Raw genomic sequence first — 13124 nt, 5'->3', positions numbered from 1 at the left:
GCCGTCGTTCTGCAGATGCCCCGCGCGGGCCAGGACGGCCGTGCGCGCCAGGCGCCCGCCCTCCGCCTCCCAACGGTGCAGAACAGCGTCGGAGGGGTGGGGGTGCTCGATGCTCGCACGCCGTCGCGCCCGAATGCCGCCGAAAGGAGGGCTCTAGTTGGGGGACATAGCCTCGGCGGCGCCACCTCGTCCCGCGGTGTCCGATCTGCAGGACGCACACCCACCCGCCCGTCTGATTCGCAGGGGATCCGTGCCCGCCCCGCCCATTCTTGCGGCGGAGAGCGCTCTCTCGTCTGGATCCCCTGCACATCGGTCGGTGTAGGCGAGGCGGCCCCTGCACATCGCACCCTGCGGCTCCGAGCCTCACCCCTTCGGCAGCGGCCGCCGCAGCGCGTCGAGTCGCCGCCGCCACACGTCCAGGCGCCCCGGCTCCGCGGCGAGCGCCGGCCCGTCCACCCACCGGGTAGCCAGGCGGAGCCCGTGCACAGCGTTCGCCACCCAGACTTCCCGGCCCTCCAGCGACTCGGGCTCGGCGGGGGCCTGGATCACGTCGACGCCGAGCGCCCCGGCGAGCACCGACACCGTGCGGGCCGTCACGCTACGCACTCGGGTGCTCGTCGCCGGAGGGACGACCAGGGCGTCGCCGAGCCACCACAGGATCGCGGTGCTCGCCCCGTCGACCACCGCGCCGTCCGCGTCCAGCAGCACGGGTTCATCCGCCCCCGCCGCCCGAGCGCGCGCTCGCAGCAGCTCCAGACGGGCGATGTCCGGTCCCTTCCAGGAGGGGGTGCGCCGCGGATCCACCGGGCTGGTCCACAGCACCACGGAGCGGCCAAGTGACGGCGCCGGCCGTAGTCGGAGCCGCAGGGCGCCGCCGGAGAGCTCGACGCGGGGGAATGAACGGCCCTCGCGGGGCAGGGCGGCGATCGCTGCGTCGAAGAACAGATCCACGTCGGGGTGCCCGCCCGCCGAGGCGACAGAGTGGGTGAAGCGCTCGCGGTGCAGGTCGAGCCCGCGCATCCGGCCCTCATCGACGAGCCAGGAGTCGGCGGCAGCTAGCCAGGAGTCGGCGGCAGCCAGGGGAGTCGCGGGCGGTTGCGCCACGGGGACGAGCCCGCGCCCGTTCCACTCCTGCACCCGTTCGCCGTCCACGACGGCCTACGCTAGCCCAGTGGTCTCGGAGGATCGGCACGTCCGCTCGGTCGAGCTGCCCTGGGTCGACCCGGAACTCGCGTACGTCGCCCTGTTCGCCGCCGCCGAAGCATCCTTCTGGCTCGACTCCGGCCCGGGAGCCGTGACCGGCCGCTCGTACCTCGGCTCCTGCGCCGCGGAGGACGTGCTCGTGGTCGACGCCGGCGGCGAGGTGGCGGCGGCGCTCGCCACGGTCGACGATGAGACGTGCGCAGGCTTGCGGGGCCCCGGCGGCGATCGGGCGCTCGGACGCTACGGCTGGATCTCCTATGAGGCCGGCGCTGCCTCCGTCGCACTGCCGCCCCTGCCCGCCGGTGCCGATGCTCCGCCCGCACTCGCCCTGCTGCGCGGCGACCCGGTCCTGGAGTTCGACCACGCGAAGCGGACCCTGCGGCTGGTCGCCACGGGTGCTGCGCAGGAGCTCGCCGACCGGGTCCGCTCGCTCGCCGGTGCCGCTGCCCCCGCGGATCCCGCCGCTGCCGAGGCTGCCGGGGAGCCGATCCGCCGCCACCGCGCCGACGAGTACACCGCGCTGATCGCCCGCTGCCAAGCCGCCATCCGCTCCGGCCACGCCTATCAGGTGTGCCTCACCGACGAGATCGTCGTCGAGGGCCGCTTCGACCCGGTTGAGGCCTACCGTCGGCTCCGCCGCTCCAGCCCGAGCCACCACGGCGGGCTGATCCGGCTCGGCCCACTCGCCCTCGTCAGCGCGTCGCCCGAGCGCTTCCTCACCGGCACCGCGGACGGACGCGTCGCGACGCATCCGATCAAGGGAACCCGGCCCCGAGGGAGGGACGCCGAGGAGGACCGCGCGTTGCGGGACGAGCTCGTCGCGAGCGTGAAGGAGCGCGCCGAGAACGTGATGATCGTGGACCTCGTCCGCAATGACCTCTCGCGGATCGCGGCTGCCGGCTCGGTGGTCGTCGACCGGCTGCTCGAGGTGGAGAGCTACCCGCACGTCCACCAGCTGGTCAGCGAGGTCTCGGCCCGTCGGGCGCCCGGAGTCGGGATCGCCGCGCTGATCGCGGCCCTGTTCCCGGCCGGCTCGATGACGGGAGCGCCCAAGCGCCGCGCCGTCGAGCTGCTGCGCGAGTGGGAGGGCGGGCCGCGCGGGATCTACGCCGGCGCCTTCGGCCGCCTGGGCTCGGACGGCTCGCTGGATCTCGCGATGACCATCCGCACGCTCGTGCTCGACGCCGAGCGGGCACGGCTGGGCACGGGCGGCGGCATCACCGCGCTCTCGGTGCCGGCGGAGGAGGTCGAGGAGACGCGGCTGAAGGCGCGGGCGCTTCTCGCCGTGCTGGGCGTCTCCGAGGAGTGAGCGAGCGCCTCGTTCGTCGACCGTCTGTGCTGGGCCAGTAGGGTTGATGGTCGAACGCAGCCGCCGACGTGTGCGCGTTCTCCCCCTCCTTCAGAAGTGAGAAATACCTGTGGCAGAAGACACCTCGCAACAGACCGGCGCCGGCGTCGAGGAGCGTTACGACTTCCGAGCGCTCCAGGAAAAGTGGCTCCCGATCTGGGAGGAGACGCGCCCGTTCGCGACGGACGACCCCGACGACAAGCGCCCCCGCAAGTACGTGCTCGACATGTTCCCCTACCCCTCGGGCGACTTGCACATGGGCCATGCCGAGGCGTATGCGCTGGGGGATGTCATCGCGCGCTACTGGCGCCAGCAGGGCTTCAACGTGCTGCATCCGATCGGCTGGGACAGCTTCGGCCTGCCCGCCGAGAATGCGGCGATCAAGCGCGGGCTGAATCCCGTTACCTGGACCTACGACAACATCGAGCAGCAGAAGCGCTCGATGAAGCGCTATGCCGCGTCCTTCGACTGGGACCGCGTGCTGCACACCTCCGACCCCGAGTACTACAAGTGGAACCAGTGGCTGTTCCTGAAGATGTACGAGAAGGGTCTCGCCTACCGCAAGGACAGCTGGGTCAACTGGGACCCGGTGGATCAGACCGTCCTCGCGAACGAGCAGGTGCTCGCGGACGGCACCTCCGAACGTTCCGGCGCGGTGGTGGTCAAGAAGAAGCTCACGCAGTGGTATTTTAAGATCACGGACTATGCCGATCGCCTGCTCGACGACTTGAACCAGCTCGAGGGTTCCTGGCCGTCGAAGGTCATCGCCATGCAGCGCAACTGGATCGGCCGCTCGATCGGCGCCGACGTCGAGTTCGAGATCGAGGGCCGTGACGAGCGCGTCACCGTCTTCACCACCCGCCCCGACACGCTCTACGGCGCGACCTTCATGGTGGTCGCCCCCGACTCCGACCTCGCCTCCGAGCTGGTCGAGAGTTCGGAGCCCGAGATCCGCGACGCCTTCCATGCGTACCTCGAGACGGTGCAGAAGTCGAGCGAGATCGAGCGCCTGACCGCCGACCGCCCCAAGACCGGCGTCTTCCTCGGCCGCTACGCGGTGAACCCCGTGAACGGCGAGCGCCTGCCGATCTGGGCGGCCGACTACGTCCTCTCCGACTACGGCCACGGTGCGGTCATGGCCGTGCCCGCGCACGACCAGCGCGACCTCGACTTCGCCCGTGCCTTCGACTTGCCGGTGCGCGTCGTGGTGGACACGACCGCCTCCGTCACCGGCGCGATCCCGGTCATCCCGAAGGACCCGGAGGAGCTGGCCGCGCTCGAGAAGGAGTACTCGCTCGACCCGGTCGCGACCGGCGAGGCGCTGACCGGCGACGGCCGCCTGATCAACTCCGGCCCGCTCGACGGCCTCTCCAAGAGGACCGCTATCGAGCGCGTGATCCGGCTGCTGGAGGAGCGCGGCCGCGGCCGCTCCGCGAAGAACTACCGCCTGCGCGACTGGCTCATCTCGCGTCAGCGCTACTGGGGTACACCCATCCCGATCATTCACGGGGCCGACGGCGAGCTGGTGCCGGTCCCCGAGGACCAGCTGCCCGTCGTCCTGCCCTCCACCGAGGGCCTCGACCTGCAGCCCAAGGGCTCGTCACCGCTTGGAGCGGCGGAGGACTGGGTGAGCGTGCCGCACCCGGTCGACGGCTCGCCCGCGCGCCGCGACCCCGACACGATGGACACCTTCGTCGACTCGTCGTGGTACTTCCTCCGCTTCCTCTCGCCCCAGGACGACACGCAGGCGTTCGACCCGAAGCTGGCCGAGAAGTGGGCGCCGGTCGATCAGTACGTCGGAGGCGTGACGCACGCGATCCTGCACCTGCTCTACGCCCGCTTCATCACCAAGGTGCTGTTCGACCTGGGCTACGTCTCGTTCACCGAGCCGTTCACCGCGCTGCTGAACCAGGGCATGGTGCAGATGGACGGTGCCGCGATGTCGAAGTCGAAGGGCAACATCGTCCGGCTCTCGGACCAGCTGGACGAGTTCGGCGTCGACGCCGTGCGCCTGACGATGGCCTTCGCCGGCCCGCCGGAGGACGACATCGACTGGGCCGATGTCTCGCCGGGCGGCAGCGGCAAGTTCCTCGCCCGCGCCTGGCGGCTGGCGAAGGACGTGACCTCCAAGCCGGACGTGGAGTGGCGCGGCGGCGACGCGGCTTTGCGCCGCCAGACCCATCGCTTCCTCGCGGAGTCGCCATCGCTGATCGAGGCGTTCAAGTTCAACGTCGTGGTCGCGCGCCTGATGGAGTTGGTCAACGCGACTCGCAAGGCTCTCGATTCGGGCGCGGGAGCCGGCGATCCCGCGGTCCGTGAGGCCACCGAGGTCGTCGCGATGGCGCTCAACCTGTTCGCGCCGTACACCGCCGAGGACATGTGGCACCGACTCGGGTATGAGGGTTCTGTCGCGCACGCGCTGTGGCGCAAGGCCGACCCGACGCTGCTGGTCGAGGAGAAGGTCACCGCGATCCTGCAGGTCGACGGCAAGGTGCGCGACCGCCTTGAGGTGTCGCCGAAGATCTCGTCCGACGAGCTCGAGGAGCGCGCGCGGGCGACTGCCGCGGTCGCGCGGGCTCTCGTCGGCCGCGAGGTCGTGAAGGCGATCGTGCGGGCGCCGCGGCTGGTGAATCTGGTGACGACGGCGGTCTAGGAGGCGGGCGCCCGGCTCGTTCTGCTGAAGCCGCCGGGCCGGTGGCTGAGGTGCCGCGAGGATGTGCAGGTGCCGAGGATCTGCTGGTGCTGACAATACGGACACCGGAGCGCGAGAGGCTCGTGAGTCGCGGCTAGTGAGAGCGTTATTCATAAGGTCTAATTCGCGCGTGTCGCTGTAAAGACATCGACTTCTCGCGCGAGAGAATGGAAGCTACCAAACACACCATTCTTGAAGCGAGAAGTCGATGCGCTATGACTCTACTACAGGTTTGAGTTCTGGGCAGGTGACGGAGTTGGTGGCTCGGATATTCCAGATCCTGTCCGGGCGTTCCTCGTTACCGGGACACCCGGCCGTGTTGAACCTGCGCAAGCAGGTCATCGTGACTCTGCTGCTGTTGCGGCAGAACCTTAACCAAGCCGCGGTCGCGGACCTGCACGGCGTCTCGCAGGCCACCGTCTCTCGGATTTATCGCCGCATCGTTCCGTTGATCGAACAAGCCTGCTGCTTCTCCGGGATCTCCCTGGAAGAAGCCGTCCAAGGCCGTGTCGTCCTGGTCGATGGGACGGATGTTCCGACCCGGAACCGCGCGGAAGCGGGCCGGTCGAACTACTCCGGGAAGCGACACCGACAAGGCCTGAACGTGCAGATCGCCGCAGACCTGGACGGCCGCTACCACTCCCCGCACACGATCCCGCGACAGCACCCTCGACGACAACACCAAGAAATCGAACCGGGAAATCTCCAGAACCCGATCCGCGGTCGAAAGGTGCATCGCCCACCTCAAGAACTGGACAATCATCGCCACCGGCTACCGCGGACGCCTCAGCGAACTCCCCGCCATCATCCGCACCATCACAAAACTCGAACTCTACCGACTCGGCTGGTAAACAACCTTATGAATAACGCTCATTGAGGCTTATGTAAAATTGGTTTTTTGTTGCGTGAAGAAGATGAGCCCGCGGACGGCGTTGAAGGCGTCTCGGAAGGTGCGCAGTGGTCGCCTGTAGTCGGTGTGGAATATCCGCCAGGTCTCAATGTTGGCTATTGTTCTCTCGATCACGTATCGGTGGGTGTTCACGAAGCGATTGTGGTGTTTGGCGTAATTTGGCAGATGTTCTTCGCTTGGCCTCTTCTTTATTGGTATGACCATTCCGGTGCCTTCGTAGCCTTTGTCGGCCAGCGTGTTGGAGAGGATGAGGGTGTTGGCTAAGCGGGTTTCTCGGAATGCGTGAGTATCGTGGTGCTTGCCGGGAATGGGATCCGAGATGTGGATCAACCGACCGGAGAGATCGGCCAGGACCTGACAGTTGTGCCCCGTGGTCGTGTGTTTCCCGGAGTACAGTTCTGGCGCGTCCGACCAGGACCAGCACGGCAGGAGAATACCGTCGATGACGGCCGTCGTCTCACCGAGCGCCACCTCGACGTCCGGCTGTTCGTCGTCCGTCACGACGTTAAGCATCGCTTCAACCAACGCGATCGTTCGCGAAACGGTCGACTGATCGACGCCGACGAGATCGGCTATTAACTGCTCGGTGACGTTGTGGCGATAGTAAAGAAGAGTGACCTGCAATGCCCCAGCGAGCGAGAGTCTGCGTGGCCGTCCTCGCCGCCGCTGCCACAGAAATTCGTTCTCCATCCGTTCGACGAGGATCGCGTAGTGCTCGGCCGTCATTCCCGTAGTAGTCTGCATGTGCACCGGCTGGTTCCTTCGTGAAGAGCGTCTGTTGGAAGTTGCCCTTCAATCGAAGCGGATCAGCCGGTGTTACCCGTGACAGACACGCACGATTTCACCTCGATCAACCGGATTTTGCATAAGCCGCAGTGAAGTGTGATAACTTTTATTCTCTCGCACGAGGGGCTGATGCCTTTCGAGCGACACGCGCAGATCAGACTTTATGAATAACGCTCATCATGTCTGAATAGTGGCGTCACTAACTAACCGGGTTGCTGTACCTCGGGAAGATTCTCTTCGAGCGAATGAGAGAGATCCTGTCGATGATGAGTATTGTCTCAGTGCACATGCGTGACCAGAGCCTGTAGTCTGCGACTACTATGCAGACACGGGAGCTTTCATGAATCGTGACTATCAACAGTGGACAGAGCGAACGGGAGCCGTGATCGCCGCCGCCACTTTGGTGATCAGCGCAGCTTGTCCCGCCTCTGCGATGACGCTCCTCCCAAAGGATCCGGCGTCGCGATCACCAGCGGAAGTGTCCTCGGCGCGAGCGCTGAGTCGGGACCAGATGACCCGCCTTGCTGAAGAATTGAAGAGCGGATCCTCACCCCGCTCCGTTACATCGGTGGCTGAGGGTTCACGTGTTGCCTTTCGTTTTCGAGGCGGTGACGTGGTGGTCGTGTACGACACCGCTGGCCGACCGCTGATGCCGGGCGATCAGGGCGGGCGCGATGTGAGCAATACGCAGACGAAGATGTCGACAGGGGCCGATCCTTTTCCCTATATCGACCTCGACTCCTCGGAGCAGGCCGCGGGCGCGGGGGCTGCCGCAGGCGGGCTGGCGGCGGCGATCTGTGCGGCCCTCGGCCCCGAGAGCGGCGGCATGGGTTGTGTGGTGGCTGGCGGTATCGGAGTCACCATCGCCTCCATCGTGGCTGCGCATGGCGTCTGTCCTGACAGCCAGGACTTCCGCATCTACCTTCTGACTCTCGAGGACCAGTGTCGCGAATGAAAAATCACAGAAAGACATCCTGGGTTCCCTGGCTGATCGTCATGATCGTCATTCCGGTTCAGATCTCGGCGCTGGCGAGGGGGTCGGATGCCGAGAATGCGTCTTCGTGGATCTTCGTTCTGGGACTCGATGCACTCATGATCGTGTTCGTCTACGGTGTCGTCGCCTTGCGGAGGCAATGGGACGAGCGTCGACGCCCCTGAGAACAGTGCTCACGTCCGACCGGACGGAGAGGGGTCGAGACTCCTCCACAACGGGCTCATCGGCTAGTTCTCCACTGACCGGCGCCTGCTGTCCTCGGGGACAGTGACCGGCGTCCTACCGTCGTCGCATGTCAGACAGCACCGGAACGGACGACGAGCAGCTGACGGCGCTGCTGCGGCCACGACGCTCCCGGCCCCGCTGGCGGATCGGTGCTGGGGCGGCAGTGGTGCTCGTCGTCGGAGCAGCGGTCGTTGCGGTTCTGCTCGCGGGTGCGCGCGCGGGAGGGCGCGAGCGGGTCCTGGAGCCGGCGGTGGCGGCGAGTGCGCCCGCCACGGCGGTCGAGTCGCTGTACGTGCACGTCGCCGGTGAGGTCGCGACGCCCGGGCTGTACCTGCTGTCACCCGGGGCGCGGGTGGCGGATGCGGTCGCCGCGGCGGGCGGGTTCGGCGGGTCGGCGGAGCGGGCGGCGGTGAATCTGGCGCGCAAGCTCGTCGACGGCGAGCAGATCGTGGTGCCGGCGGTGGGCGCGGCGCCGGTGACGTCCGGCGGGGCGCCGGGGGCCTCCGCTGCGGGGTCGGTTCTGAGCCTGAGCGCGGCGAGCGCGGCGCAGCTCGAGGATCTGCCCGAGATCGGTCCCTCGACGGCCGCGAAGATCGTCGCCTATCGGGAGGAGAATGGGCCGTTCACCTCGGTCGACCAGCTGCTCGAGGTGCCCGGGATCGGCGAGAAGACCCTCGCCGCCTTCCGCGATCAGGTCGCGCCGTGAGGGGCGTGCGGGCGTCGGACCTACGATTGTTGCCGGTCGCGGTGACGAGTTGGGCGGCCGCGTGGTCGGCGGGCCTGCTACCAGTGGCGGTGGTGCTCGATGGGGGAGGTGCTGCGTGCGCTGCGGCATGGGCGCTCGTCGGCGCGGCGGCCGGCTTGCTCCTGCTTCGCCGCGACCGCGTTCGTGCTCTACCGGGAGTCGTGCTTGTCGCGGCGGCGGGTGCCGCCCTGGCCATGACTTCCGTCGTCATCTCCGCGCCCGGCGACCATCCGCAAGCCCTCCGCTCGGCGGTCGAGGATCGCACCGAGAGGGTCGTCACGGTCCGCGTCGACACGGGAGCACGACCTCTGCGCACCGGCGGGGTCTGGTTCGAGGCGACTGCGCTGCGGGTCGGCGACGAGGCGATGTCGGCTCCGGTCCGGGTCCTGCTCGCCGAACCGGGCGGGCGCCTCCCGGTCGCCTCCGAGCTGGTGCTCGACGCGCGCGCGGGGCCCCGAGAGGGGGCCGTCGGCGAGGCGACTCTGCTCACCGCCTCGAGGATCGTGGAGCGGCGCGGACCGGAGGGCGCGGGCGCGGTGGCGGACCTTCTCCGCTCGCGCTTCCTCGAGCGAGCGGATCGCATCGGTGGTGACGTCGCGGGGCTGCTGCCGGGGCTCGCGACCGGCGACACCTCCGCGCTCGACGCGGGGCTCGAGGAGGCGATGCGCACCGCCTCGCTCACCCACCTGACCGCCGTCTCGGGTGCCAACTGCGCGGTCGTGGTGCTCGCGGGCTGGATGATCGCGGCGCTTCTCGGAGTCGGGCGCCGCCTCCGGACGGTCGCCGCCCTGGCCCTGCTCGTGGCCTTCGTCGTCCTGGTAACCCCCGAGCCGAGCGTGGTGCGGGCCGCGGTGATGGCGACGGTGGTCCTCCTCGCCCGGCTCGGACGGCGCTCCGGAGCGGCGGTACCGGCGCTGCTGGCGAGCGTCGTCGTGCTCGTGGTCGCTGATCCGACGATTGCAGGCAGGCTCGGCTTCGTCCTCTCCGTGCTCGCCACCGCGGGGCTCCTGCTGCTGGCGGAGCCGATCGCCACCGCGCTCGGCCGGGTGCTGCCGCGACCGCTCGCCCTCCTGCTCGCGGTGCCGACCGCCGCGCAGCTCGCCTGCCAGCCGGTTCTGGTGCTCGTGGATCCGTCGGTGCCGGTCTACGGGGTGCTCGCGAATCTGCTCGCCGAGCCGGCGGCACCCGCTGCGACCGGTCTCGGCCTGATCGGCTGCCTGCTCGCGCCGTGGTGGCCGGGAGGCGCCGACCTCGCAATCCGCCTCGCGGCAGTGCCCGCCTGGTGGATCGCTTCGATCGCCCGTGCGGTCGCCTCCTGGCCCGCCCCGCGGATCGCCTGGTGGTCGGGCGCCGCCGGGGCGCTCGCGCTGACCGTGGTCACCGTTCTCGCGCTCGTGCTGATCACCCGATCGCCGAGGCTCGCGCGGCTGCGGAGGATCACCGCGGTCGCGCTCGCCTGCGCGCTCGCAGCGGCCGGCGGCAGCACCGCCGCCACTCCGCTCCTCCGCGCCGCCTCGGTGCCCGATGACTGGCGCGTCGCGATGTGCGACGTCGGCCAGGGTGACGCGATCCTCCTCCGCGGTGACGCGGGCGTGCTGCTTGTCGACACCGGGCCCGAACCCGCACCGCTGGACGCCTGCCTCCGCCTGATGGGAGTGGACCGGGTGTCGCTGCTCGTGCTCACCCATTACGACCTCGACCACGTCGGCGGGCTGGAGGTGGCCCTCAGCCGGATCGACGCCGCGCTGGTCGGGCCCGCCGCCGGCCGCGACGACGAGCGGGAGCGGTCGGCACTCTCGCGGGCGGGAGCGACCCTGCAGGAGGCAGCCCGCGGCGACAGCGGCGCGCTCGGCTCCCTCCGGTGGCGGGTGGAGTGGCCGGAGCGGGGGAGTGCGCTGCGCGGGAACGAAACGAGCGTGATGCTGCGGGTCGACATCGGCGCCGACGCCCGGGGAGGCCCGCTCTCCGTCGCTCTGCTGGGCGACCTCGGGGCGGAGGAGCAGGGCCGCGTCTCCCGACTCCCAGTCGGCCGGGTCGACGTGGTGAAGGTCGCGCACCACGGCTCGGCCGACCAGGCGCCCGCGCTCTACGACGCCCTCGGCGCGGGCGTCGGGTTGATCTCGGTCGGGGCGGACAACGACTACGGGCACCCGAACCCGTCGCTGCTTGCCCTGCTCGCCGAGCGCGGCGTCGAAGCGCTGAGGACGGATGCCGAGGGCACGGTCGTCCTTGCGTCCCGCAGCGACGGGATCGCGGTCTGGTCGAGTGGGGCGGCAGCGGCGACGGCTCGTGCACATCGACGTGCGCTCGAGCGCGACGTCAGGCGCCCGCGCCGGCGAGCAGATCTACCCAGTCGTGGAACCGTGGGGCGTGGTCGAGCGCAGGACCGAGATCCCCCTCGAGAACGGCAACCCCGTCGCGGACTTTCCGATAGTCGGGAAGCGCGGCCAGGACTCTCTTCGAGGGCGCTGTCAAGGGACCATTGTTGAGTGCCTCCGCGTTCCCCTCGACACTGTTCAGCATGTGACGGAACTTCGCGGGAGCATCGGCATCTCCCAGAATGCTGCTCTTCTGAGATCCTGCGGCGATGATCAATGTCTCGAATTCGTGCAGGGAGATGAAGGGGAGGAACCTCGGGTTGTATGCGAACGCATCACGCATGCCAGTCTCACGGGATTCTGCGCAGGTAGGCTGGTCATGCAGCGATGTGCATGAGCACCACGGAGCGTCGTCAGGGTAGCCGTAGAAATCAATCATGGTGGTGACCAGATCCCAGTGCGGTTGCTGAAGAAGGCGCCGAAGATGGTTCTGGTAGTGCTGCCACGATCCGCCACCTCGGTGAGCATGTCCGTCGGCGCTACGTGAGGTGTGAACGACTATCGGAGTCAATGAAACGGCATCGTAACCCAGGTGAGGCTGCAGTACCTCGTTCACGAAAGCTTCTTCTGTCTGGCCCTCCACGACGATGACCACACGCTTAGTCACGAGCCGCGTCCACGAATCTCGGGGAAGTAGCCTGCGGTCTTCCGCCCAAAAGATTCATCTCCCACAATTCTCCGACGGAGTAATCGGTCAACCAGGCATCGAGCTCCGACCTGTCCGGACGAGAAACCACCGTCGACCCCTGCTGGCGTTCGACGATAGCGACATCTGCGACTCCGAACTGGCTGAGGAGAGTGACTGATTGGGTAGCGGCGACTATTCTTTGGTCATCGCCGATACTGCGGAACACATCCGCGAGCTGAAAGATCGCCGAAGGATGAAGGCCGAGCTCGGGCTCATCCAGAACGATCGTCGAGGGGGATCGAGGCTGCTGAATCAGGACAGTGAGGCAGATGAAGCGGAGCGTCCCCGAACTCAGAGCGTTGCCGGAGAAAACCGAGTCGAGCCCGAACTCCTTCCAACGCAAAATGGTGCTTCCAGCTTCCTCCCGAAGGACGAAGTCCTCGAAGAACGGAGCAACGTTCTGGATCGTCCGGACTACGCGGTCGTACAGATCTCGTCTGTTCAGCTTCATATCGAACAACACGGCCGCCACATTGCTCGCGTCGCTGTGGAGCGTCTCGCTATCCGCGATGTCCGCGCGGCGCAGTGAAGGGGCGGTCAGCCCGGTGTCATCGAAGTGAAAGACTCTGCACCCTGAAAGGATGTCGAGAAGGTACTGATTGGCGAGATGGCGAGAAGCGATCTCCTTCAATTGAGATTCGGTACTGTAGCCGAGGTCGTTGTCGTAAGGTTTCGCGTACTCGGCGTTGTGCGTGTACGTGGACTCCTGCAGTATTGCGCGATCGTCTCGGCCCTGGCTCAGGGTCATTTTGTACCCATTTCGGTAGCCTTTCCGGTCGCCCTCGGTCCAAGCGCCCCACGCCTCGAGTACCGGAGTCTGCAATGAACTCCTCTTCGAAGCGTGGGTGATGTTCGAGAACCCGCCGTTGAGCAGGACGTACTCTTGTAGGGCGCGGTCGACGGTAAATCCTAAGAGTTCAAAGGCGTCGACGATGTTGCTCTTACCCGCTCCGTTGGCGCCGATGAGTAAGGTCACTGGCGTGATGAGGTCCAGGCGCAGGTCGCTAATCGAGCGAAACCCCGAGATTGTGACGTAAGCGAGTCTCGACGGCATAGTGGTGCTCCTTCGGGCGCTTCTGAAATGGGCTCTCGGGCGCAAGTGTACCGCGGCGAGAGCTGCCCGTTCAGGCGGTAAGGAAGAGCCGCACGGTGGTG

General features: G+C 67.6%; 9 protein-coding genes and 3 pseudogenes. 8 read left to right on the top strand and 4 right to left on the bottom strand.

The annotated features are described in order from the left end of the window. Positions 1 to 363: 363 nt before the first annotated feature. Complete coding sequence (locus C1O28_RS07505) at positions 364 to 1152, bottom strand: aminotransferase class IV (RefSeq protein WP_097167970.1); 789 nt, start codon at positions 1150 to 1152, stop codon at positions 364 to 366. 19 nt (positions 1153 to 1171) lie between these two features. Between C1O28_RS07505 and C1O28_RS07500 the strand changes: the two genes are divergently transcribed. The 4 genes and pseudogenes from C1O28_RS07500 to C1O28_RS16075 form a co-directional block, all read left to right on the top strand. Further along, positions 1172 to 2512 carry an anthranilate synthase component I family protein gene (locus C1O28_RS07500; RefSeq protein WP_097167971.1) on the top strand — a complete coding sequence of 447 codons (1341 nt, stop codon included), beginning with the start codon at positions 1172 to 1174 and terminating at the stop codon, positions 2510 to 2512. Between the two features lie 109 nt (positions 2513 to 2621). After that, a complete protein-coding gene (leuS, locus tag C1O28_RS07495; RefSeq protein WP_097167972.1) occupies positions 2622 to 5204 on the top strand; it encodes a leucine--tRNA ligase in 2583 nt (860 codons plus the stop codon). Between the two features lie 247 nt (positions 5205 to 5451). Further along, positions 5452 to 5820 (top strand): annotated as a pseudogene (locus C1O28_RS16080) (transposase family protein); the annotation flags it as partial. Between the two features lie 121 nt (positions 5821 to 5941). Next, positions 5942 to 6094: pseudogene (locus C1O28_RS16075) on the top strand (transposase family protein); the annotation flags it as partial. Between the two features lie 29 nt (positions 6095 to 6123). Here the strand turns inward: C1O28_RS16075 and C1O28_RS07485 are convergent. Then, positions 6124 to 6897, bottom strand: coding sequence for a transposase family protein (locus tag C1O28_RS07485; protein ID WP_127821471.1), 774 nt, complete (start codon positions 6895 to 6897; stop codon positions 6124 to 6126). A gap of 655 nt (positions 6898 to 7552) precedes the next feature. On the opposite strand from C1O28_RS07485, the gene C1O28_RS07480 reads away from it, so the two are divergent. The 4 genes and pseudogenes from C1O28_RS07480 to C1O28_RS16070 all read left to right on the top strand — a co-directional run. After that, positions 7553 to 7894, top strand: a complete 342-nt coding sequence (locus C1O28_RS07480; protein ID WP_097165703.1) for a hypothetical protein — start codon at positions 7553 to 7555, stop codon at positions 7892 to 7894. A 41-nt stretch (positions 7895 to 7935) separates the two neighbouring features. Next, on the top strand, positions 7936 to 8097 hold the full coding sequence (locus C1O28_RS15085) for a hypothetical protein (protein WP_160487511.1): 162 nt from the start codon (positions 7936 to 7938) through the stop codon (positions 8095 to 8097). 128 nt (positions 8098 to 8225) lie between these two features. Beyond that, positions 8226 to 8864 (top strand): ComEA family DNA-binding protein, encoded by a 639-nt coding sequence (locus C1O28_RS07475; RefSeq protein ID WP_097165705.1) that lies wholly within the window; start codon positions 8226 to 8228, stop codon positions 8862 to 8864. Positions 8865 to 9097: 233 nt separating this feature from the next. Next, positions 9098 to 10654, top strand: a pseudogene (locus C1O28_RS16070) (ComEC/Rec2 family competence protein); the annotation flags it as partial. Between the two features lie 568 nt (positions 10655 to 11222). Here the strand turns inward: C1O28_RS16070 and C1O28_RS16065 are convergent. Next, positions 11223 to 11837 (bottom strand): DUF4276 family protein, encoded by a 615-nt coding sequence (locus C1O28_RS16065; protein ID WP_419866647.1) that lies wholly within the window; start codon positions 11835 to 11837, stop codon positions 11223 to 11225. A gap of 43 nt (positions 11838 to 11880) precedes the next feature. After that, complete coding sequence (locus C1O28_RS07460) at positions 11881 to 13023, bottom strand: AAA family ATPase (RefSeq protein ID WP_160487509.1); 1143 nt, start codon at positions 13021 to 13023, stop codon at positions 11881 to 11883. Positions 13024 to 13124 lie beyond the last annotated feature (101 nt).

It is taken from the genome of Rathayibacter rathayi, from assembly GCF_004011095.1.
Taxonomy (GTDB): domain Bacteria; phylum Actinomycetota; class Actinomycetes; order Actinomycetales; family Microbacteriaceae; genus Rathayibacter; species Rathayibacter rathayi.
This window is presented reverse-complemented; position numbering and strand designations above follow the sequence as displayed.

Bases quoted from the DNA above. Each gene is read 5' to 3' on its own strand.
- C1O28_RS07475 (WP_097165705.1), top strand. From the start codon at position 8,226: ATGTCAGACAGCACCGGAACGGACGACGAGCAGCTGACGGCGCTGCTG.
- C1O28_RS07485 (WP_127821471.1), bottom strand. From the start codon at position 6,897: ATGCAGACTACTACGGGAATGACGGCCGAGCACTACGCGATCCTCGTC.
- C1O28_RS15085 (WP_160487511.1), top strand. From the start codon at position 7,936: ATGATCGTCATTCCGGTTCAGATCTCGGCGCTGGCGAGGGGGTCGGAT.
- C1O28_RS07460 (WP_160487509.1), bottom strand. From the start codon at position 13,023: ATGCCGTCGAGACTCGCTTACGTCACAATCTCGGGGTTTCGCTCGATT.